General features: G+C 72.3%; 19 protein-coding genes and 1 pseudogene. 14 read left to right on the top strand and 6 right to left on the bottom strand.

What is annotated here, in order from left to right; all coding sequences use genetic code 11:
* Positions 1 to 166: 166 nt before the first annotated feature.
* Positions 167 to 733 (top strand): adenine phosphoribosyltransferase, encoded by a 567-nt coding sequence (locus PSH25_RS15665; RefSeq protein ID WP_238659790.1) that lies wholly within the window; start codon positions 167 to 169, stop codon positions 731 to 733.
* 197 nt (positions 734 to 930) lie between these two features.
* Positions 931 to 3,453, top strand: coding sequence for a RelA/SpoT family protein (locus tag PSH25_RS15660; protein ID WP_238659789.1), 2,523 nt, complete (start codon positions 931 to 933; stop codon positions 3,451 to 3,453).
* 98 nt (positions 3,454 to 3,551) lie between these two features.
* Here PSH25_RS15660 and PSH25_RS15655 read toward each other — a convergent pair whose 3' ends face one another.
* Together PSH25_RS15655 and PSH25_RS15650 are read right to left on the bottom strand one after the other, a co-directional pair.
* On the bottom strand, positions 3,552 to 4,391 hold the full coding sequence (locus PSH25_RS15655) for a peptidylprolyl isomerase (RefSeq protein WP_238659788.1): 840 nt from the start codon (positions 4,389 to 4,391) through the stop codon (positions 3,552 to 3,554).
* Positions 4,392 to 4,450: 59 nt separating this feature from the next.
* A complete protein-coding gene (locus PSH25_RS15650; protein ID WP_238659787.1) occupies positions 4,451 to 5,335 on the bottom strand; it encodes a peptidylprolyl isomerase in 885 nt (294 codons plus the stop codon).
* A 270-nt stretch (positions 5,336 to 5,605) separates the two neighbouring features.
* On the opposite strand from PSH25_RS15650, the gene PSH25_RS15645 reads away from it, so the two are divergent.
* The 3 genes from PSH25_RS15645 to PSH25_RS15635 all read left to right on the top strand — a co-directional run bounded on the left by PSH25_RS15645 (position 5,606) and on the right by PSH25_RS15635 (position 8,731).
* A complete protein-coding gene (locus PSH25_RS15645) occupies positions 5,606 to 6,316 on the top strand; it encodes an MBL fold metallo-hydrolase (RefSeq protein WP_238659786.1) in 711 nt (236 codons plus the stop codon).
* Positions 6,317 to 6,389: 73 nt separating this feature from the next.
* Complete coding sequence (gene hisS, locus PSH25_RS15640) at positions 6,390 to 7,718, top strand: histidine--tRNA ligase (RefSeq protein WP_238659785.1); 1,329 nt, start codon at positions 6,390 to 6,392, stop codon at positions 7,716 to 7,718.
* A 71-nt stretch (positions 7,719 to 7,789) separates the two neighbouring features.
* Positions 7,790 to 8,731: an acyl-ACP desaturase gene (locus PSH25_RS15635; protein ID WP_238659784.1), complete on the top strand. Its 942-nt coding sequence runs from the start codon at positions 7,790 to 7,792 to the stop codon at positions 8,729 to 8,731.
* 111 nt (positions 8,732 to 8,842) lie between these two features.
* Here the strand turns inward: PSH25_RS15635 and PSH25_RS15630 are convergent, their stop codons facing one another.
* Positions 8,843 to 9,349 (bottom strand): PaaI family thioesterase, encoded by a 507-nt coding sequence (locus PSH25_RS15630; protein ID WP_238659783.1) that lies wholly within the window; start codon positions 9,347 to 9,349, stop codon positions 8,843 to 8,845.
* 55 nt (positions 9,350 to 9,404) lie between these two features.
* Between PSH25_RS15630 and PSH25_RS15625 the strand changes: the two genes are divergently transcribed.
* Complete coding sequence (locus tag PSH25_RS15625; RefSeq protein ID WP_238659782.1) at positions 9,405 to 9,881, top strand: winged helix-turn-helix transcriptional regulator; 477 nt, start codon at positions 9,405 to 9,407, stop codon at positions 9,879 to 9,881.
* A gap of 314 nt (positions 9,882 to 10,195) precedes the next feature.
* Positions 10,196 to 11,242, top strand: coding sequence for a S1 family peptidase (locus PSH25_RS15620; protein WP_238659781.1), 1,047 nt, complete (start codon positions 10,196 to 10,198; stop codon positions 11,240 to 11,242).
* Positions 11,243 to 11,336: 94 nt separating this feature from the next.
* Here PSH25_RS15620 and PSH25_RS15615 read toward each other — a convergent pair whose 3' ends face one another.
* Complete coding sequence (locus PSH25_RS15615; protein WP_238659780.1) at positions 11,337 to 11,960, bottom strand: DUF998 domain-containing protein; 624 nt, start codon at positions 11,958 to 11,960, stop codon at positions 11,337 to 11,339.
* A 148-nt stretch (positions 11,961 to 12,108) separates the two neighbouring features.
* Positions 12,109 to 12,843: a DUF998 domain-containing protein gene (locus PSH25_RS15610; protein WP_238659779.1), complete on the bottom strand. Its 735-nt coding sequence runs from the start codon at positions 12,841 to 12,843 to the stop codon at positions 12,109 to 12,111.
* A 154-nt stretch (positions 12,844 to 12,997) separates the two neighbouring features.
* Here PSH25_RS15610 and aspS point away from each other — a divergent pair, with 154 nt between their 5' ends.
* The 4 genes from aspS (at position 12,998) to PSH25_RS15590 (ending at position 17,742) form a co-directional block, all read left to right on the top strand.
* Positions 12,998 to 14,803 carry an aspartate--tRNA ligase gene (gene aspS / locus PSH25_RS15605; RefSeq protein ID WP_238659778.1) on the top strand — a complete coding sequence of 602 codons (1,806 nt, stop codon included), beginning with the start codon at positions 12,998 to 13,000 and terminating at the stop codon, positions 14,801 to 14,803.
* Between the two features lie 105 nt (positions 14,804 to 14,908).
* Positions 14,909 to 15,832 (top strand): sugar nucleotide-binding protein, encoded by a 924-nt coding sequence (locus PSH25_RS15600; protein ID WP_238659777.1) that lies wholly within the window; start codon positions 14,909 to 14,911, stop codon positions 15,830 to 15,832.
* Entirely contained in the window at positions 15,792 to 16,400 is a 609-nt protein-coding gene (locus PSH25_RS15595) for an ArsR/SmtB family transcription factor (RefSeq protein ID WP_238659776.1), read from the top strand. Before PSH25_RS15600 ends, PSH25_RS15595 begins: the two co-directional genes overlap by 41 nt.
* Positions 16,401 to 16,455: 55 nt before the next feature.
* The gene (locus PSH25_RS15590) at positions 16,456 to 17,742 is read left to right on the top strand and encodes an MFS transporter (RefSeq protein WP_238659775.1); all 1,287 of its coding nucleotides are present in this window, start codon (positions 16,456 to 16,458) and stop codon (positions 17,740 to 17,742) included.
* Between the two features lie 39 nt (positions 17,743 to 17,781).
* Here the strand turns inward: PSH25_RS15590 and PSH25_RS15585 are convergent, their stop codons facing one another.
* Positions 17,782 to 18,522 carry a GNAT family N-acetyltransferase gene (locus tag PSH25_RS15585; RefSeq protein WP_238659774.1) on the bottom strand — a complete coding sequence of 247 codons (741 nt, stop codon included), beginning with the start codon at positions 18,520 to 18,522 and terminating at the stop codon, positions 17,782 to 17,784.
* 140 nt (positions 18,523 to 18,662) lie between these two features.
* Here PSH25_RS15585 and PSH25_RS15580 point away from each other — a divergent pair, with 140 nt between their 5' ends.
* The 3 genes and pseudogenes from PSH25_RS15580 to PSH25_RS15570 all read left to right on the top strand — a co-directional run.
* Positions 18,663 to 18,884, top strand: a complete 222-nt coding sequence (locus tag PSH25_RS15580) for a hypothetical protein (RefSeq protein WP_238659773.1) — start codon at positions 18,663 to 18,665, stop codon at positions 18,882 to 18,884.
* A 74-nt stretch (positions 18,885 to 18,958) separates the two neighbouring features.
* On the top strand, positions 18,959 to 20,497 hold the full coding sequence (locus PSH25_RS15575; protein WP_238659772.1) for a replication-associated recombination protein A: 1,539 nt from the start codon (positions 18,959 to 18,961) through the stop codon (positions 20,495 to 20,497).
* Positions 20,494 to 20,811 (top strand): annotated as a pseudogene (locus PSH25_RS15570) (hypothetical protein); the annotation flags it as partial. The gene PSH25_RS15575 and the pseudogene PSH25_RS15570, both read left to right, overlap by 4 nt.

The raw sequence follows: 20,811 nt of genomic DNA, 5'->3' as shown, positions 1-20,811 counted from the left end.
TCGGCCGGCGGGCAAGCGGCCGACCGGTGCCCGCGGCGGTCGCCCGGGTGGCGGCGGCAACCGGCCGGGTGGCGCCAAGCGGCGCTGACCCGACAGGAATCACCCGAACGGCGTCCGGCATGCTGTTGCCGGACGCCGTTCGTCGTTGAAGGGAAGCGAAACAGCCGTGACGGAGACCCACAGCACCGCAGCGCGCGGGGACAGTGGCCCGGAGGCCGCCCGACTGGTCGCCAGTCGGATGCTGGACGTGCCCGACTTCCCGAAGCCCGGCGTCCTGTTCAAGGACCTGATGCCACTGTTCGCCGACGGCAAGGTCTTCCGTGAGGTGATCGACGGGATCGTCGCGTACCACGGGCGGGACGCCTTCGACGTGGTGGTCGGCATCGAGGCGCGCGGGTTCGTCGTCGCGGCGGCCATCGCGTACGCGACCGGGGTGGGCGTGGTGCCGGTGCGCAAGGCCGGCAAGCTGCCCCGCCCGGCGCACTCGGTCTCCTATGCGCTGGAGTACGGCGAGGCCACCCTCGAAGTGCACGAGGACGCCTTCACCGCCGGGCACCGGGTGTTGGTGGTAGACGACGTGCTGGCGACCGGTGGCACCGCCGAGGCGACGCTGGACCTCGTCGAGCGGGCCGGCGGGACCGTCACCGGCTTCACCGTGCTGCTGGAGCTCGGTTTCCTGGGTGGCCGTGAGCGACTGGCGCCGCGTCCCGTCCACGCCCTGTTGACCGTTTGAACCGGTCGGTACTCTGCTGACCGTTTGATCCCGTACCGGTCGGACGGGCCCGGCGCCGACCGTCCGGCGGAGCGGCAGGGGACCGTCCGTGCGAGTAGCATTGCCCTTTGCTGACGCCGGCGGTAACCCGTCCGGCGGGCGAGACCAGGTCGGCCGATGTTCGGCCGGCGTGTTTCCGGCGAGCGGTGAGGAGGCCGGTGTCCCACGATGTCGTCCCTCCGGCGGAGGGCACGGTGCACCCGACAGGCGACGCTGACGGCTCGGTTACTGACCGGACAGGCGACGCGCCGGCCCGGGTGACGGGCAACGGCAGCGGCTCCGGCACGGCTTCCGGCGAGAGCGCGGTGCGTCCGACCAGCGGCCCGCCCAGTGTCGAGGCGTCGCCCGGCGCCGACGGTGTCGTGGTGCCGTTCCCGACCGACGCGGGCATCGACCCGTCGCCCAGCGGTGGCTTCGGGCTCTCCAACGCGCCCACCGGCCGGCGGGTCCGGGCCCGGCTGGCCCGGTTCAACGCGCCCTGGCAGACCTCCCAGGTCAGCGAGGTGCTCGAGCCGCTCATCGCGAGCCACCGGGACAACCACCCCAAGGCGGACGCCCGGCTGCTCCAGCGCGCCTTCGACACGGCCGCGCGGTGGCACTCCGGGCAGTACCGCAAGTCCGGCGACCCCTACATCACCCACCCGCTCGCGGTGGCGACGATCCTCGGCAACCTGGGGATGGACACCACCACGCTTGTCGCCGCGCTGCTGCACGACACCATCGAGGACACCGAGTACACCCTTGACCAGATGCGCGCCGACTTCGGTGGCGAGGTCGCCCTGCTGGTCGACGGCGTCACCAAGCTCGACAAGGTCAAGCTGGGCGACGCGGCCAAGGCCGAGACGATCCGCAAGATGGTCGTGGCCATGGCCAAGGACCCGCGGGTGCTGGTGATCAAGCTGGCCGACCGGCTGCACAACATGCGTACCCTGACCTTCCTGCCCCGCCCCAAGCAGGAGCAGAAGGCCAAGGAGACGCTGGAGATCCTGGCGCCCCTCGCCCACCGGCTCGGTATGAACACGATCAAGTGGGAGCTGGAGGACCTGTCCTTCGGCACGCTCTTCCCGAAGCGCTACGAGGAGATCAACCGGCTGATCGGGGAGCACCAGCCGCAGCGCGAGGCGCTGCTGCGGCAGGTGACGCAGAAGGTGCAGACCGACCTGAAGGCCGCCAAGATCAAGGCGGAGACCACCGGGCGGCCCAAGCACCTCTACTCGATCTACCAGAAGATGATAGTGCGGGGCCGCGACTTCAACGACATCTACGACCTGGTGGGTGTGCGCATCCTGGTCGACACGGTTCGCGACTGCTACGCGGCGCTGGGTGTGATCCACGCCAACTGGCAGCCGGTGCCGGGCCGGTTCAAGGACTACATCGCGATGCCCAAGTTCAACATGTACCAGTCGTTGCACACCACGGTCATCGGGCCCACCGGCAAGCCGGTGGAGATGCAGATCCGCACGTACGCGATGCACCGCACCGCGGAGTTCGGCATCGCCGCGCACTGGAAGTACAAGGAGCACAAGGGCACCCAGATCGTCGGCCCGCCCGCGCACATCGACGAGATGACCTGGCTGCGGCAGCTGCTCGACTGGCAGCGCGAGGCGGCCGACCCGAGCGAGTTCCTGGACGCGCTGCGCTTCGACCTGTCCAGCCAGGAGGTGTACGTCTTCACCCCCAAGGGTGACGTCATCCCGCTGCCGACCGGGTCGACACCCGTGGACTTCGCGTACGCGGTGCACACCGAGGTGGGGCACAAGTGCATCGGGGCGCGGGTCAACGGCAAGCTGGTGCCGCTGGAGTCGACGCTGTCCAACGGCGACGTGATCGAGATCTTCACGTCGAAGTCCGAGACGGCCGGCCCGACGCAGGACTGGTTGGGCTTCGTCAAGAGCCCGCGCGCCCGGACGAAGATCCGGCAGTACTTCAACAAGGAGCGGCGCGAGGAGGCGATCGAGGCCGGCAAGGACGCGATCGTCAAGGCGATGCGCAAGCAGGGCATGCCCCTGCAGCGGATGCTCACCTCCGACGCGCTCATGTCGATCGCCCGCGACCTGCACCTGGCCGACGTGGCCTCGCTCTACGCGGCGGTCGGCGACAGTCAGGTCTCCGCGCAGTCGGTGGTGCAGAAGCTGATGGCCGCGTACGGCGGCGAGGAGGGCGCGGCGGAGGACATCGCCGAGACCGCCGTCGCCACCCGGCCGCCGCGCAGCCGGCAGAGCAGCAGCGACCCGGGCGTGGTGGTCCGCGGCGTCAGCGACGTCTGGATCAAGCTGGCCCGCTGCTGCACCCCGGTCCCACCGGACTCGGTGTTCGGCTTCGTCACCCGCTCCGGTGGGGTGAGCGTGCACCGCGACGACTGCGCCAACGCGGAGGACCTGCGCGCGCAGAGCGAGCGGGTCGTCGAGGTGAGCTGGAAGCTCACCTCCGCCTCGACGTTCCTGGTCGCCATCCAGGTCGAGGCCCTGGACCGGCACAAGCTGCTGGCCGACGTCACCCGGGTGCTCTCCGACGAGCGGGTCAACATCCTCTCCGCCACCGTCACCACCACCCGCGACCGGGTGGCGGTGAGCCGGTTCAGCTTCGAGATGGCCGACCCGAAGCACCTGGGGCACCTGCTGGCCACGGTCCGCAAGGTCGACGGCGTCTTCGACGCCTACCGGGTCACCTCCGGGGCCTGAGCCGCCCTTGGAGCGATCCGGGGCCCGACGCGTACCCCGGAGAACACGACAGCGCCCGCCGGCTCAGCCGGCGGGCGCTGTGTCGTCTGCGCGGGGTGTCAGCCCTGCGGCGCGCTCATCGTGAGGTCCTTGATGATGACCTCCTTCTTCGGGTGGCCGCCGCCGGCCTGCTGGGCGAACGCCCCGTCGTCGCCGGCCTTGGCCACGTCCTTCACCAGGTCCAGGCCGCCGGTGATGGTGCCCAGCACGGTGTACGCCGGGTCCAGCGGCGAGTCGCCGTAGACGATGAAGAACTGGCTGCCGGTGCTGCCCGGCTGGCCGGAGTTCGCCATCGCGATGACACCCTCCGGGTACGGCGGGCGCTTGTCGGTGGGCAGGTTCTCCTCGGGCAGGCGGTAGCTCGGGCCGCCCTGACCGTCGGTGTCCCGCCAGCCGTTGCCGGTGGCGCTGGGGTCACCGCACTGCAACACCTTGATGCCCTCGGTCACGAGACGGTGGCACTTGGTGTTGTCGAAGAAGTTCTTCTCCGCGAGGTGGGTGAAGCTGCCCGCCGTGCACGGCACCAGCGACCGGTCGATCTTGGCGGTGATCGGGCCGAGGTTGGTGTCGATCGTCATGGTCTGCACGCCGGTGCCGGACTGCTGGTTGCTCGGCACCCCCACGTCCTTGATCTGCGGGGGCCGCTGCTCGGCGGGCAGCGCGTTGTACACGCACTCGGACGCGCCGGGCGCCGCGGTGGTGGTGCCGGGCTTGTCGTCGTCACCGCCGAGGCTCACCGCCAGCCAGACGGTGCCGGCGACCACGAGCACCAGCGCGGCACCCGCGCTGACGATCGCCGTCGTCTGCCGGCGCTTGCGGGCCTTGGCCGAGCGCTCGGCCATCTCCTTCTCGAGCCGGGCGCGTGCCGCCGCGCGCTGCCGCTCTCTGGTGGACGTCACGCCTGGATCCTCCTGGCTGTCTGCTGCTGAGTGCCGCTTGGGTGGGTGGTGGCGCCCGGTCAGCCGGCGGTCGGGCTGCTGGCCGGGGTGCCGGAGGCCGACGGCGCCGGTGCCGCACCGGTGACCGGCTCACCGACCGTGAGGCTCTGGATCGTCACATCGGTGCTGGGCTTGACCTTCGCCCCGGTCCCATTGTCCACGGTCGGGAGGGCACCGATCTTCTCCACCACGTCCAGCCCGCCGGTCACCCGGCCGATGACCGGGTACTTCGGGTCGGCGGTGGTGAAGTCCTTGAAGAAGATCAGGAACTGGCTGCCGTTGCTGCCCGGCGGGTTGGAGACCATCGCCACCGTGCCCTTCGGGTACGTCGGCGGCTGGTTGGGGGCCGGACTGGCCGACGGCGACGCCGACGGGACGGTCGGCAGCTCCTCGTCGTAGAACGAGTAGGTCGGCCCACCGAGACCCGTGCCGCTGGGGTCGCCACAGCGCAGCGCGCCCTCGGCGGTGATCTCGTGGCACTTGGTGTTGTCGTAGAACGACCGGCTCGCCAGGTGGGCGATGCTCGCCGCCGCGCACGGGGAGTTGGTCAGGTTCAGCTCCGCGGTGATCGGCGCGCCCTGGTTGGTGGTCACCGTCATCGCCCGGGTGCCGTCGGTGGGCAGGTCCTTGGTGGCCGGCGTGCCGACGTCCTTGAGGTTGGTGTTGGCCGTCGCGTCCTGCGGCGTCCAGAGGCAGGTGTCCTCCGCGGCCGTGTTCTGCTTCGGGTCGGAGTCGAACGCCCCGAGCGCCCAGGCTGAGCCGGCCACGACCAACACGAGGATCAGAGCGGCGCCAACCCCGGCCTGGATCTGCCGTCGGCGCCGCGTAGACGCGGCCCGGCGAGCCAACTGCCGGTCGAGCTTGGCCCGCGCCAGTTTGCGCTGCCGGTCCCTGCTGGAAGCCACCCGTGCTCCCCTTTCCTCTACCTGGTCGTCGCCGGCGGCCGGTCACCCCGGCCCGTCCGGGCGTCACGTGTGCCGCGCCACACGCCCGCCAGAGTGTACGGCTAGTGACTGGGAATGTGGTGTACGAGGTCCACCCCGTCCCGAGCAGCGCTTATCGGAGGTTGTCACTGTGCCGGACGGGGCGGGCGGGACGGACGCGACAAACTCGCTCGGCACGCCCGATAGGCTGCTGTGCAGGACGACAGCTGCTCGACGGAAAGGACAGCGCCCGTGCTCGTGGCCGGCTTTCCCGCGGACGCCTTCGGCACCAACTGCTACGTGGTTGCCACCGCGCCGGGGGAGCAGTGCGTGGTGGTCGACCCCGGCATCGGGGTGCTCGACCAGCTCGACGCGCTGCTCGCCGAGCACCGCCTGCATCCGGCCGCCGTGCTGCTCACCCACGGCCACCTCGACCACACCTTCTCGGTCGCGCCGGTCTGTGGTGCGCGCGGCATCACCGCGTACGTGCACCCCGGTGACCGGGAGATGCTGGCCGACCCGTCCAAGGGCCTCTCGACCGACCTGACGTCGCTCTTCGGCGGCCGGTTGAGCTACACCGAGCCTGAGGACGTGGCGGAGCTGACCGACGGCGCCACCCTCACGCTCGCCGGCCTGGAGATCGCCGTCGACCACGCCCCGGGCCATACCGGCGGGTCGGTGCTGTTCCGGCTGCCGGGCGCCGGGTCGGGCTGGGAGGCTGACGAGCTGTGCCTCTCCGGTGACGTCCTCTTCGCCGGGTCGATCGGCCGTACCGACCTGCCGGGCGGGAGCATGCCGGCCATGCTCACCAGCCTGCGCGACAAGATCCTTCCGCTGGCCGACGACACTGTCGTGCTGCCCGGCCACGGCCCCAGCACCACCATCGGCCGCGAGCGCGCCAGCAACCCGTACCTCATCGAGGTGGCTGGCACGTCGCCGGCCGCGCCCACCCGGGGCCTCTAGATCTTTGTCCGCGCCGCGCGCGGACCCCACGACACCACCGCGCCGTGGGCGCGGAACCGCAAGGAGTACGCCGATGAGCAAGCCCACGCCCATCTCCGGCTTCCCGGAGTGGACCCCCGGCCAGCGGATGATCGAGCAGTTCGTGCTCGACAAGATCCGGGCCACCTTCGAGCTGTACGGCTTCGCGCCGCTGGAGACCCGCGCCGTGGAGCCGCTGGACCAGCTGCTGCGCAAGGGCGAGACCTCGAAGGAGGTCTACGTGATCCGGCGGCTGCACGCCGACGCCGAGGGCGCCGGTGCGGACGACCAGCTCGGCCTGCACTTCGACCTGACCGTGCCGTTCGCCCGGTACGTACTGGAGAACGCCGGCAAGCTGGCCTTCCCGTTCCGCCGCTACCAGATCCAGAAGGTGTGGCGGGGCGAGCGGCCGCAGGAGGGTCGTTACCGGGAGTTCGTCCAGGCCGACATCGACATCGTCGACCGGGACACGCTGGCTCCGCACCACGAGGCGGAGATGCCCCTCGTCATCGGGGACGCGCTGCGCTCGTTGCCGATCCCGCCGGTGACGATCCAGGTCAACAACCGCAAGATCTGCGAGGGTTTCTACCGGGGCATCGGGCTGACCGACCCGGAGGCGGCGCTGCGCGCGGTGGACAAGCTCGACAAGATCGGCCCGGCGAAGGTGGCCGAGCTGCTGGCCCAGACCGCCGGGGCGAGCGAGGCGCAGGCCAAGGCGTGCCTGGCGCTGGCCGAGATCTCCGCCCCGGACGCGTCGTTCGCCGACGCCGTCCGGGCGCTCGGGGTCAGCGACCCGCTGCTCGACGAGGGCATCGACGAGCTGGTCCGGGTGGTGGAGACCGCCGCCGAGCACTCACCCGGCCTCTGCGTGGCGGACCTGCGCATCGCCCGTGGCCTGGATTACTACACGGGCACCGTCTACGAGACCCAGCTGCGCGGCTACGAGCGCTTCGGCTCGATCTGCTCCGGCGGTCGGTACGACAACCTGGCCAGCGCCGGCGCTGTCTCGTACCCCGGGGTGGGGATCTCGATCGGCGTGACCCGGTTGCTCGGGCTGCTCTTCGGCGCGGGGGAGCTGTCGGTCTCCCGGGAGGTGCCGACCGCCGTGCTCGTCGCGGTGACCAGCGAGGAGCAGCGTACGGCCAGCAACCGGGTGGCCGAGGCGCTGCGGCGGCGCGGGGTGCCGACCGAGGTGTCGCCGAGCGCGGCGAAGTTCGGCAAGCAGATCCGCTACGCCGAGCGGCGCGGCATCCCGTACGTCTGGTTCCCCGGTGCCGAGGGTGCGCCCGACGAGGTGAAGGACATCCGCTCCGGTGAGCAGGTCACGGCCGGTGCGGGGGAGTGGACGCCACCCCTGGGAGACCTCAAACCCACGGTCGGTTGAGTGTCTCCACTGGCGCTGACGGCCGCGGGGACCTACGGTAGCGTAAGTTACGCCACCGTAGGGAGTTTCTCGTGACCGTCAGCACCACACTCAGTCAGACCGCGCTGCTCGTCGAGTTGGAGCCGGTGGTCGCACGCAACCTGGACCGCCACCTCTCGCTCGCCAAGGAGTGGTTCCCGCACGAGTACGTGCCGTGGAGCGAAGGTCGGACCTTCGACGGCCCGCTCGGCGGCGAGGCGTGGTCACCGACCGACTCCACCATCCCGGACGTGGCCCGCACCGCGCTGATCGTGAACCTGCTGACCGAGGACAACCTGCCCTCGTACCACCACGAGATCGCCACCCTGTTCGGCCGCGACGGCGCGTGGGGCACCTGGGTGCACCGGTGGACCGCCGAAGAGGGTCGGCACGGTGTCGCGATCCGCGACTACCTGACCGTCACCCGGGCGGTCGACCCGGTGGCGTTGGAGCGGGCCCGGATGACGCACATGTCCGAGGGCTACACCAACGCCCACGGCGACGAGGTGCTGCACTCACTGGCGTACGTCTCGTTCCAGGAGCTGGCCACCCGCATCTCGCACCGCAACACCGGCAGGGCCACCGGCGACCCCGCCTGCGAGGCGCTGCTGGCCCGGGTGGCCGCCGACGAGAACCTGCACATGGTCTTCTACCGCAACCTGCTCGCGGCCGCGTTCGAGCTGGCCCCGAGCCAGGCCATGCGGGCCGTCGCCGACGTGGTGGCCGACTTCCAGATGCCGGGCAACGGCATCGAGGGCTTCGCCCGCAAGTCGGTGGCGATCGCCCTGGCCGGCATCTACGACCTGCGCCAGCACCGCGACGACGTGCTCCAGCCGGTCCTGCGCCAGTGGGACGTCTTCAACGTGACCGGCCTCAACTCCGACGGCGAAGCCGCCCGCGAGCAGTTGGCCGCCCAGCTGGAAGGCCTGGACCGGGCCGCGAGCCGCTTCGAGGAGAAGCGCGACGCCCGAGCCGCCCGCCTAGCCCTCCGCTAACCCCACCCCACCCCACCCACCCCCACCCTCAGGCCGTTGATCATGAAGTTATTGCCACTCGCGTCGGCGTGTCGGGGCAATAACTTCATGATCAGCGCAGGGGTACGGGGGTTAGGGGAGGGGGAGGAGGAGGCAGGTGCTGGTGGCGTGGGCTATCAGGCGGGCGGTGGCGTCGGTGATGCGGGCTTCGGCCAGGGCTGTGCGGCGACCGCGTTGCAGCACCGTGCCCTCGCAACGCAGGGTGCCACTGTCGACGGTGACCGGGCGGAGGAACTTCACGTTGAGGTCCAGCGAGGTGTAGCCGACGCCGGCGGGCAGTGTGGTGTGCACGGCGCACCCGGCGGCGGTGTCCAACAGGGTCGAGAGCACGCCACCGTGGACGCTGCCGAGCGGGTTGTAGTGGAACTCCTGCGGAGTCAGTTCGACGACGACCCGACCCTCGTCGGCTTCCATCCGGGTCATGTCGAGAAGGTGCATCACCGGCGGCGCGGCCAGTTCGCCGGCGATCATCGCCCGGAGCATGTCGAGGCCGCTGCGGCGACCGACCTGGGCGGCGTTGACCGACGGGTCCGCCCAGGTGAAGGTACGGCTGCGCGCTGGTTCCTGCGTCTGCGTCATGGACGCAGCCTGGCAGCAGGTTGCTGAGTCTGTCAACGAGATCTAGCCTGGTCGGATGCGACCCGCGGCTCTGGACTGGTCAGTGGAGAACTGCACCATCGCCCGGGCGATGGAGATCCTCGGTGAGCGGTGGACGCTGGTGGTCCTCCGCGAGGTGTTCACCGGCGTACGCCGCTTCGACGACATGCGCGTGCGCACCGGGATTCCGCGCCAGGTGCTGACCAACCGGCTCGCCACCCTGGTGGAGCAGGGCGTGCTGAGTCGCGAGCCGTACCGGGAGCCCGGCAGTCGGCTGCGCCACGAGTACCGGCTGACGGAGAAGGGTCTGGATCTGTGGCCGGTGCTGGTCGCCGTCCTCGGCTGGGGCGACCGGTACCTCGCCGACGCGGAGGGCCCGCCGCTCAGCGTCACGCACCGCGACTGCGGCGCCGAAGTCCGCGCCGAACTGCGCTGCGCCGACGGGCACGACGTGGTTCGGCCCCGCGACGTGGTGCCCAGTCCGGGCCCCGGCGCCCGTCGCCGCACCCCCTGACCCGGCGCCCGTCGCCGTGCCGCCCCCGGCGCGCCGTGCGAAGGGGTGCCCGGCGGGGAGGCATCGATGATCGTGCGCGCCCAAGTGGATCGCATGTCGGTCGGGTGTGACGGTGGCTGTTCACCAGCGTGTCAGGGGTGTTGCGCCCGTGTGGCCGATCATGGTCGGTGAATCCGGGCGAATTCAAGCCTTGTCAATGATCTTAAGTATGTGAATACTTCAGTCTCATCCGGCCGGTTTCCCCAGATCGGCCGGGTTGCCCTCGGGTCAGCCGCCCCCGGCAGACCCGCTCCCCCGCCCAGGAGGTTTGTTACATGCGACCCACGAGGTCATCATTCCGCGTTGCGGCCACAGTCGCCGTTTCCGGATCCCTGGTTGTCGGCTCGCTCATCGGCGCGCCCGCTCAGGCCGCTCCCGCCGCGTCGCCCGATGCCGCCGCCGCGATCTCCGCGGCACTCGGCGACCGCTCCGCCGGCTCGTACATCGACGCCAGCGGCAAGTCCGTCGTCACGGTGACCGACGCGGCCGCCGCCAGCAAGGCGAGCAAGGCCGGCGCCGTCGTCCGCTACGTCACCCGCGGTGCCGCCGAGCTCAACCGGGCCACGGCCGACCTGGAGCGCTCCGCCAAGATCCCGGGCACCGCCTGGTGGAGCGACCCAGTCACCAACCAGGTCGTCGTCTCCGTCGACAGCACCGTCACCGGGGCCAAGCTGGAGCGGGTCAAGGCCGCCGCCGCGCGGGCCAACGGCGCGGTCCGGGTCGAGGCCGAGGCCGGCGTGCTGAGCACCCGGATCTCCGGCGGCCAGGCCATCTACGCCGGCGGGGGCGGGCGTTGCTCGCTCGGCTTCAACGTGCGCAGTGGCAGCACCTACTACTTCCTGACGGCCGGGCACTGCACCAACATCTCGGCCAGCTGGTACTCGAACTCCGCCCAGACCGCGCTGCTCGGCAGCCGTACCGGCACCAGCTTCCCGGGCAACGACTACGGCATCGTGCGGCACAGCAACTCGGCCAACGCCGCCGGCAACGTCTACCTCTACAACGGCAGCTACCAGGACATCACCGGCGCCGGTAACGCCTCCGTCGGCCAGTCGGTGCAGCGCTCCGGCAGCACCACCGGCCTGCGCGGCGGCTCGGTGACCGCGACCAACGCCACGGTGAACTACGCCGAGGGCTCGGTCTCCGGTCTGATCCGCACCAACGTCTGCGCCGAGCCGGGCGACAGCGGCGGCTCGCTCTTCGCCGGCAGCACCGCCCTGGGTCTGACCTCCGGTGGTAGCGGCAACTGCCGCACCGGCGGCACGACCTTCTTCCAGCCGGTCACCGAGGCGCTCAGCCGCTACGGCGTCAGCGTCTTCTGATCCACGCACCGCTCGCGGGCCGCCGGAACACTCCGGCGGCCCGCGTCGCGTTGAGCGCCACCGGATCGCCGACACCTGGCGAACGCGACGGCGGTCAGCCAGGCCCGGACGGTCCCGGCCGCCGCCGGGAGACCAGCACGGCGGCCAGCGGTACGCCCGCCTCGGCGGCCGCCGCCAGTCGTTCCGTCAGCCCGATCCAGGCCCCGTCGGTGAAGAACTCGACGGCGAACCAACCGACCAGCCCGAGGAGGAGCGCCGCCGCGGCGAGCGCCCCCGCGCGTACGGGAGCTGGCGGGTGGCGGTGCTCCCGGTGGGGGGACGGCCTCGCTCGACGGGGCACCGCCAGGGCCGGCCAGACGGCCAACGCCCCGAACGCCACACCGGCGGCCACGGCGTGCGTCGTCGAGTCACCGCCCGGGTTCTGCGGGAACGCGACCAGGACCAGGGTCGCCAGCCCGCCCAGCGCGAGCAGCCCTCGGCCGGCCGGTGCGGCGCTGACCAGGCCGAGCGCGGTCGTCAGGTGACAGAGGCCCAGGCCGGCCAGCCCGATCGTCATGATCCAGCGATGGTCCGCGCCCGTGGCGGCGAGCGCGCTGATGGTCTGCCGCACCGGGTCGAACCCGTCCGACTGGGCCGCTTGCGCCAGGGTCCAGCCGCCGACGAGGAACAGCGGTGCGCCACCGGCCGACAGCAGGGCCCAACGGGGAACGGCGGACATCGGGCGATCGTAGCGGTGTGACCGGCGGGTTCCCGGGCCGCGCGCTCGGGTCCACCGGCCGCGCGCTCGGGCCGACCCGCCGCGCGCTGAGGCCGACCGGCCGACGTCGGACGGCAGAGCACGACGCCAGTTCAGGCGGAGCGACGACTCACGGCAGCCGGTCGGGTCGCCCGGGGGCGGGCCCGCTCGGTGGTCCGAGCGGATCCGGGGGTACGACGCCGATGGTCGGCAGGTCCGGGCCGACGCGTACGGTGCCGCCGGTCGACCAGGCGAGGTGCGCCCGCCGGGCGGAGAGGACCGCCAGCAGCGGCCAGAGGGAGACCGCCACCGCCGTCACCCGCTCGGCCAGCCCGGTGCGGGACCCACTTGTCACCTCGAACGCGCACCAGCCGAAGAGGGCGAGCAGCACCGCCGTGGCACTGAGCCCCACCGCGCGGCGGAACGCCCAGGGCGGCTCCGGTCGGGTGGGGTGCTCGGTGTCGTGGCCGCGCGGCAGCCGCAGTGCCGAGCCGGCCGGCCAGAGCACCAGGGCGAGCACGGCCACCGTCGCCGCGATGCCGTGGCTGAGCGACCCGCCGACCGGCGGCCGGGGAAAGGCGACGAGCGCGATGGTGGCCACGCCACCGATCGCGAGCAGGAAGCGGCTGGGCAGCCCGGCCGCGTGCAGTACGGCGGCGACCGACAGGTAACAGCAGCCGAGCAGCACCAGGGCCACCACCATGATCCACGCGTCGGTGGCGTCCTGCCCCGCCAGCTCGCTGATGGTGTCCCGGACCGGGTCGTACCCGACGGGTTGTCGGGCCTCCGCCACCGTCCACCCGGCCACCAGCAGCACGGGCGCCGCGGCCGCCGTGGCGACGGCCCAGGTCGGTACGGCGCGCATTTCGCCACGTTAACCGGCTCGGCTGTCGGGGGAGTCGGGTTCGCCGGTCCACCCCACCAGCGAATCGTGCCGGCCTGCCGGGTGCCCGGAGGCGGGGCGGCCACCCCTGACAGAATGCGGGTGAGGACTGTTCCACGATGAGGAGTTGCCAGCCGTGATCCGTACCCACAATGCCGGAAGCCTGCGCGCCGCGGACGCCGGCTCGACGGTGACGCTCGCCGGCTGGGTGGCCCGCCGCCGCGACCACGGCGGGGTCATCTTCGTCGACCTGCGCGACGGCTCCGGTGTTGTCCAGGTGGTGTTCCGCGAGGAGGACGCGCACGCGCTGCGCAACGAGTTCTGCGTGAAGGTCGTCGGCGAGGTGACCCGCCGCCCGGCTGGCAACGAGAACCCGGAGCTGCCCACCGGCGAGGTCGAGGTGACCGCCGTCGAGCTGGAGGTGCTCTCCGAGGCGGCGCCGCTGCCGTTGCCGGTGGACGACCAGATCGAGGCCGGCGACGACATCCGGCTCCGGTACCGCTACCTGGACCTGCGCCGCAGTGGCCCGGCGAACGCGCTGCGGCTGCGCTCGCGCGCCAGCCACCTCGCCCGGGGCGTGCTGCACGAGCGGGACTTCCTGGAGATCGAGACCCCGACGCTGACCCGCTCGACGCCGGAGGGCGCCCGCGACTTCCTGGTGCCGGTGCGCCTGCAGCCCGGCAGCTGGTACGCGCTGCCGCAGTCGCCGCAGCTGTTCAAGCAGCTGCTGATGGTCGGCGGCATGGAGCGGTACTACCAGATCGCCCGCTGCTACCGCGACGAGGACTTCCGCGCCGACCGGCAGCCGGAGTTCACCCAGCTCGACATCGAGATGTCGTTCGTCACCGAGGACGACGTGATCGACCTCGGCGAGGCGATCGTCTCGGCGCTGTGGAAGGACCTGGCCGGGCACGAGATCACCCGACCGATCCCGCGGATCACCTGGCACGACGCGATGGCCCGGTACGGCTCGGACAAGCCGGACCTGCGCTACGGCGTCGAGCTGACCGAGCTGACCGACTACCTGCGCGGCACCGAGTTCCGGGTCTTCGCCGGAGCGATCGACGCGGGTGGCTACGTCGGCGCGGTGGTGATGCCGGGCGGTGCGGCGCAGAGCCGCAAGGAACTGGACGGCTGGCAGGACTGGGCGAAGGCGCGCGGCGCGCGTGGCCTGGCGTACGTGGTGCTGGACGCCGAGACCGGCGAGGCGCGCGGCCCGGTGGCGAAGAACCTCTCCGCCGATCACCTGGGCGGGCTCGCCGACACGGTCGGCGCCAAGCCGGGTGACGCGGTCTTCTTCGCCGCGAGCGCCACCACCCGGGAGGCGCAGGAGCTGCTCGGGGCGGCCCGCGTCGAGATCGCCAAGCGGTCCGGTCTGATCGACGAGAGCGCCTGGGCGTTCTGCTGGGTGGTCGACGCGCCGATGTTCGAGCGCACGGACGAGGGCGGTTGGACGGCCGTGCACCACCCGTTCACCTCGCCGAACGCCGAGTGGGTCGACCGGTTCGAGGAGGCTCCGGACCGCGCCCTGGCGTACGCGTACGACATCGTCTGCAACGGCAACGAGATCGGCGGCGGGTCGATCCGTATCCACCGGGGTGACGTGCAGAAGCGGGTCTTCGACCTGCTCGGCATCACCCCCGAGGAGGCGCAGGACAAGTTCGGCTTCCTGCTGGAGGCGTTCAAGTACGGCGCGCCGCCGCACGGCGGCATCGCCTTCGGCTGGGACCGGGTCTGCATGCTGCTCGCCGGAGCCGACTCCATCCGTGAGGTCATCGCCTTCCCGAAGACCCGGGGTGGCTTCGACCCGCTGACCAGCGCCCCCACCCCGATCACCGCCCAGCAGCGCACCGAGGCCGGCATCGACGCCAAGCCCAAGCCCCCGGCGACGGCCCACACCGGAACAGCCGGCCCCGCAGCCCCGGTAGCAGACCCGGTCTGACCTCACGCCCTCCCGCCCGTTGCTTGGTTGATCAAGAGGTTTGCGTCATCATCGCCCCGCGAGATGACGCAAACCTCTTGATCGTCGGTGGGGGAGGGGGCGGGGATGCGGGTGCTTGTTGTCGGGGGTAGTGGGTTACTCGGGCGGTCGGTTTGTCGGCGGGGCCTCGGCGCCGGGTGGTCGGTGGTGGGGACCTTTCACTCCGGTGAGATCGCCGTGCCGGGGGTCGCGGCACGGCGGCTGGACGTGACCGACCGGTCCGCCGTGCGCGCGCTGGTCGCCGAGGTGCGGCCGGACGCCGTGGTCGGAACCCCCTACCGGTACGGGGACTGGGCGGTCACCGCCGACGGGGCCGCACACGTGGCGCTCGCCGCCGCCGCGGTGGGTGCCCGGCTGGTGCACGTTTCCAGCGACGCGCTGCACGCCGGACGACAGGTGCCGTACGCCGACGACGAACCACCCACACCGGTGCACGCGTACGGTGCCGCGAAGGCCGCGGCCGAGACCGCCGTGCGGGCGATCGACCCGGGCGCGGCCCTGGTGCGGACCTCCCTGATCGTGGGGGAGGGCAGCAAGCAGATCCAGCTCTGCCGGGACGCGCTCGCCGGCCGGGCCACCCTGTTCAGCGACGAACTGCGCTGCCCGATCGACGTCACCGACCTGGCCGACGCCGTGCTGGAGCTGGCCGCCTCGACGTACGCCGGTCTGCTCAACGTGGCCGGCCCGGACGCGGTCAGCCGAGCCGAGCTGGGCCTGCTGGTCGCCGAGCGGTACGGCCTGGACGCGGCCGGGCTGAAGACCACCACCAGCGCGGCCAGCGGTCTGGTCCGTCCCCTGGACGTACGCCTCGACTCCACCCGGGCCGCCGCCCTGCTGCGCACGCGGCTGCGCGGAGTGCGTGAGGTCCTCGCCCCGCTGAGCACCGCACGTACACACTTCCTATGCACAACTCTTGTGCACAGAAAGTGTGCAGAGATAGTGTGCAGTCATGGCGAACGACGAAGGCGTCCCACGGCCGGCGCCGCGTGAGGTACGGATCGACAAACGGCAGGTCCGGGTGCTCGCGCACCCGCTGCGAATGCGGCTGGTCGGAGCGTTGCGCGTGAAGGGGCCCGCTACCGCGACCGCCCTCGCCGAGCTGCTCGGAACCAACACCGGCGCGACCAGCTACCACCTGCGACAGCTCGCCGAGGTCGGGTTGGTCGTCGAGGATCCCGACCGGGGCAGCGGGCGGCAGCGCTGGTGGCAGGCGGCGCACGACGTCACCAACTGGGAAGCGACCGACTTCGACGACGACCCCGACGCCCGGGCCGCGATCGAGTGGATCCAGGGCGACCAGGTGCGTCTCCTCGCCGAGACCGCCGAGCGGTGGTTCGCCACCCAGCACGAGTGGTCGCCCGCCTGGCGGGACGGGTTCGGCATGAGCGACATCTTCATGACCATCCCGCCGGCCCGGCTGGAGGAGCTCAAGGCGGAGGTGTGGCAGGTGCTGGAGCGGTATCACCGCGAGGCCGAGCCCGATGCCGCCACCGACCCGGAGGCCCGCCCGGTGCAGGTGTTCCTGGCCGCCTACCCGTTGCGCGAGGGTCTTCAGTGAGCGCGAGGAGTGAGCCGGGTTTGCGTGCCCCGCAGTCGCGAACGGAGGTGACGTCGTGAGCGCGCTGACCGTACGCCAGGTTCGGCGTCGTTACCTCACGCTCTACGGCCTGCGCTGGCTGCCCACGGGTCTGATGATCCCGGTGATGATCCTGTTGATGCAGGAGCGCGGCCTGTCGTTGCCGCAGATCGGTCTGGTCGGCACGGCGCAGGGGCTGCTGGTGCTGGCGCTGGAGTTGCCCACCGGTGGGCTCGCCGACGCCCTCGGTCGTCGACCGGTGCTGCTCGCCGCCGGGGTGCTCAACCTGGCCTCGCTGGCGCTGTTCGCGGTGGCCGACTCGTTCGTGCTGTTCTTCGTGGTCTGGGCCCTACAGGGCATCTACCGGGCGCTGGACAGTGGCCCGTTGGAGTCCTGGTACGTCGACGCCACCCTGGCCGCCGATCCGGAGGCCGAGTACGAGCGCGGCCTCGGCTACGCCGGCACCGTCATCGGCGGCGCCATCGGCGGTGGCGCGCTGCTCAGCGGCGGTCTCATCGCGCTCGGCCCGATCGGACCGGTCACCGCGCTCACGGTGCCCGTGCTGGCCGCCATCGTGGCGCAGGCGGCGGCGCTCGTCGCGTTGGTCGTGCTGCTGGTCGAGGAGCGGCCGGCCACCGGGGTCGCGGCGCTGCGGGCCTCGGTGGTCCAGGCGCCCCGGATGATCGGCCAGGCCGTCGGGCTGCTGCGTCGCTCCCGGGTGCTACTGGCGTTGGTGGCCGTCGAGCTGTTCTGGGGCTTCGGCATGATCACCTTCGAGTCGCTGCTGCCGGTACGGCTCGCCGAGGTGATCGGCGACCCGGAACGCGCCGCGGCGCTGCTCGGGCCGGCGAACTCGGCCGCCTGGATCGCCTCGGCCGCCGGCGCGGCGCTGACCCCGCTGTTGCTGCGCTGGTTCGGTGCCGCTCCGGGCGCTGCCCTGCTGCGCATCCTGCAGGGCGTGACGGTGGTCGGGATGGGGTTGTTCGCCGGGCCGGTCGGTGTGCTGGTGGCCTACCTGGCCTGCTATGCCGTGCACGGCGCGTCCAACCCGCTGCACAGTGGGCTGCTGCACCGGCAGGTCGACGGCCCGTACCGGACCAGCGTGCTCTCGCTGAACTCGATGATGGCGCAGCCCGCTGGCGCGCTCGGCGGGGTGGTGCTGACCGCGCTCGCCGCCGTCACCAGCATCAGCACCGCGATGGTGGTCGGCGCGGTGGTGTTGGCCGTCGCCGCCCCGCTCTACCTGCCCGCCTGGCTGGCCGGCCGTCGGGCCGCCCCGGCCGTCGAGCCGACCGCGGTCCCGGTACCCGCCGCCGACCGTTGAGCAGGGGGCCCCTTGTCCGCAGGGGGCCCTACCTGCCGGTCAGGCGAGGCGGATCGAGCTGAGTGGGAGGGTGTTGGTGAAGCCGAGCCGACGGTAGAGCCGCGCCGCACCGATGTTGTGCGTGTAGACGCCGAGCCCCACGGTGTCGTGGCGCTCCAGCAGCGCCCGGGTCATCCCCGCGGTCAGGGACGCGCCCAGCCCCCGACCCCGCTGGTCGGGGGCGACGGTCAGGCCGGCGAGGAAGCCGATCTCACCCTGGCTGCGGTCCGCGCCGCACGCCACCAACCGGTCGCCGGCCCGGATGCCGTACCAGTCGACCACCCGTGGGTCGCCCGGTCGGGAGGTGCTGGTGGGGAACGACTCGTCGACCAGTGCCGCCAGCGCCGGCCGGTCGGCGTCGGTGAGGCGTACCACGGACCGCTCGTCCGGCTGCGCCGGCGGCGACGTGTCGGTCCAGTGGAAGTCCCAGTCGCTGTGCTCGGCCACGCCCAGCCGGTCGACCAGCAGGCCGCGCTCGTGTCGAGGCAGGTGCAGCCGCTGTCCGGGTTGGAGCATCCCGTCGGCGGCGAGAGCGACACAGATCTCCAGCGCCGGTTCGGCCGGGCCGATCGCGCAGCCGGCCGGACCGTACTCCGGCGGCACCAGCCACAGCACGGCGCCATCGCGCCGGTACGCGCGCGCCGGCACGGCCCGCCCGAGCGCGTGCCGGGCGAACGGGTGGTGGCCGACGGCGGCCAGGATGGCGCTCCGGTCCTGGAGCACCCGGTCGTCGATGATCATGCGGTCCAGCCTAGGAGTCGGGGGTCGGTCGCCCGCGCCGGGCCGTCGCGGCGGGGCCGTCTCCACCGTGGAGATTGGCGAGTCGACCGATTGGGTACATCACGCGCCGACCTACTGGGAACCCCCACCGGAGGACCGACATGCTCGCCATCCTGGCCGCGATTGTCTTCGGCTTCGCCCTGCTCCTCGACCTGCTCGACACCAACTTCGGCGCACCCGACCTGTTCAACTGGAACACCCTCGTGCTCATCGGGTTGCTCCTGCTCTCGCTCTACCTGGCCGGCGTGGGCAGCGGCCCGCGCGGCGGCGGCGCCGGTGGCGGTGGCCGTTGGTACCGGGGCCGTCGCCCCGGGCGTGGCTGACCGGAACCGATCACCGGTGGCGGGCCCGCGGCGCGATTCCGGCGTCGTGGGCCCGGCCCGGTACTGTCTTCGTGATGGAGTCCGACGCCCTCTTCTCCCTCGGTGAACCCGCCGGGTCGCGCAGCGCGCCCGACGGTGCCGCCGGTGTCGACGGCTTCACCGCGGTGGCCGACGATTCGCCCCTGCCCGTCCGGATGCGCCCGGTGACCCTCGACGAGCTGGTCGGGCAGGAGCACCTGCTCGCCCCCGGCGCGCCCCTGCGGCAACTGGTCTCCGGCGGGGCTCCGATGTCGGTGATCCTCTGGGGCCCGCCGGGCAGCGGCAAGACCACCATCGCGCACCTGGTGGCCGGGGCGACCGACCGCCGCTTCGTCGCCATGTCGGCGCTCTCCGCCGGCGTCAAGGACGTACGGGCGGTGATCGAGGCGGCTCGCCGCCAGCGCCGTTCCGGCGGCCCGCAGACCGTGCTCTTCATCGACGAGGTGCACCGGTTCAGCAAGACCCAACAGGATTCCCTGCTCGCCGCCGTCGAGGACCGCACGGTCACCCTGCTGGCGGCGACCACCGAGAACCCGTACTTCTCGATCATCTCACCGCTGCTGTCGCGGTGCGTGCTGCTCACCCTGCAACCGTTGGACGACGAGGCGGTGCGGGGTCTGCTGCGCCGCGCGGTCGCCGACAAGCGCGGCCTGGACGGGGCACTCGCCCTGACCACCGAGGCCGAGGACCACCTGGTCCGGCTGGCCGCCGGCGACGTCCGCAAGGCACTCACCGCCCTGGAGGCGGCGGCGGCCTCCGCCACGGCCCTCGGCGGTGGGCGGATCGACCTCGCCACCGCCGAGCAGGCGGTCGACGTGGCGGCGGTGCGCTACGACCGCGACGGCGACGCCCACTACGACGTGGTCAGCGCCTTCATCAAGAGCATGCGCGGCTCGGACGTGGACGCGGCGGTGCACTGGCTGGCCCGCATGCTGGTGGCCGGTGAGGACGCCCGGTTCATCGCCCGCCGTCTGGTCATCTTCGCCAGCGAGGACGTGGGCATGGCCGACCCCGGGGCGCTGAGCGTCGCGACCGCCGCCGCGCACGCGGTCGAGTACGTCGGGCTGCCCGAGGCGCAGCTCAACCTCGCCCAGGCGGTGATCCACCTGGCCACCGCGCCCAAGTCGAACTCGGCCACCACCGCCATCGGCGCCGCGATCGCCGACGTCCGGGCCGGTCGCGGTGGCCCGGTGCCGCGAGGGCTGCGCGACGCGCACTACGCCGGCGCCCGAGGCCTGGGCCACGGGACCGGCTACCGCTACCCGCACGACGACCAGCGCGGCGTGGTCACCCAGCAGTACGTCCCGGATGACCTGGTGGGCACGGACTACTACCAGCCCAGCCCGCACGGCGCGGAGCGGTCGGTGGCCAGCCGGCTGCCGCTGCTGCGCCGGATCGTGCGTGGTCTGCCGGCCCCGGCCACCCGCCCGGAGACACCGACATCCGAGCCGTCCGTAACGGCGCAGACAGCGTCAGCGCTATCCCCGGGGGCCGCCCGCCCGACGACGGGCACGGGCGCCCCCGGCACGATGCAGGACAGCGGCACCGACGCCGCAGGAGAGGGTCAACAGTGAGATCGCGTGGTGGGGACCGCCCGGACGAGGGCCCGGACGAGCGGCGCGATCCCCGCGCCAAGACCCGCCGTTGGGGTCGCGGCCGGGCGGCTGAGCCCGAGCCGGAGGAGCCGGTCGCCGGCGAGGAGTTCGGCTGGATCGACGACCTGCGCTCTGCCAAGCAGCAACGCACCGAGCTCGGCCCGGACGGCGCACCAGCGGAGCCGAACCGACCCCGCGGAGGCATGCCGCCGGCAGACCCGGCCGGGCCGCCGGCACAGTCCACCCCGCGTACGCCGACAGAGCCGGCCGGCGCCCGCAGCAGTGGGCCGGAG

It is taken from the genome of Micromonospora foliorum, from assembly GCF_022229015.1.
GTDB lineage: Bacteria > Actinomycetota > Actinomycetes > Mycobacteriales > Micromonosporaceae > Micromonospora > Micromonospora foliorum.
Note: the sequence above shows the minus strand (reverse complement) of the source record. Positions and strands in the feature narration are given on the sequence as shown.

Coding starts and splice junctions, on each gene's coding strand:
- PSH25_RS15615 (WP_238659780.1), bottom strand. CDS start 11,960: ATGTCCGCCGTTCCCCGTTGGGCCCTGCTGTCGGCCGGTGGCGCACCG.
- PSH25_RS15595 (WP_238659776.1), top strand. CDS start 15,792: ATGGCGAACGACGAAGGCGTCCCACGGCCGGCGCCGCGTGAGGTACGG.
- PSH25_RS15580 (WP_238659773.1), top strand. CDS start 18,663: ATGCTCGCCATCCTGGCCGCGATTGTCTTCGGCTTCGCCCTGCTCCTC.
- PSH25_RS15610 (WP_238659779.1), bottom strand. CDS start 12,843: ATGCGCGCCGTACCGACCTGGGCCGTCGCCACGGCGGCCGCGGCGCCC.
- PSH25_RS15575 (WP_238659772.1), top strand. CDS start 18,959: ATGGAGTCCGACGCCCTCTTCTCCCTCGGTGAACCCGCCGGGTCGCGC.
- PSH25_RS15620 (WP_238659781.1), top strand. CDS start 10,196: ATGCGACCCACGAGGTCATCATTCCGCGTTGCGGCCACAGTCGCCGTT.
- PSH25_RS15600 (WP_238659777.1), top strand. CDS start 14,909: ATGCGGGTGCTTGTTGTCGGGGGTAGTGGGTTACTCGGGCGGTCGGTT.
- PSH25_RS15630 (WP_238659783.1), bottom strand. CDS start 9,349: ATGACGCAGACGCAGGAACCAGCGCGCAGCCGTACCTTCACCTGGGCG.
- PSH25_RS15625 (WP_238659782.1), top strand. CDS start 9,405: ATGCGACCCGCGGCTCTGGACTGGTCAGTGGAGAACTGCACCATCGCC.
- PSH25_RS15585 (WP_238659774.1), bottom strand. CDS start 18,522: ATGATCATCGACGACCGGGTGCTCCAGGACCGGAGCGCCATCCTGGCC.
- hisS (WP_238659785.1), top strand. CDS start 6,390: ATGAGCAAGCCCACGCCCATCTCCGGCTTCCCGGAGTGGACCCCCGGC.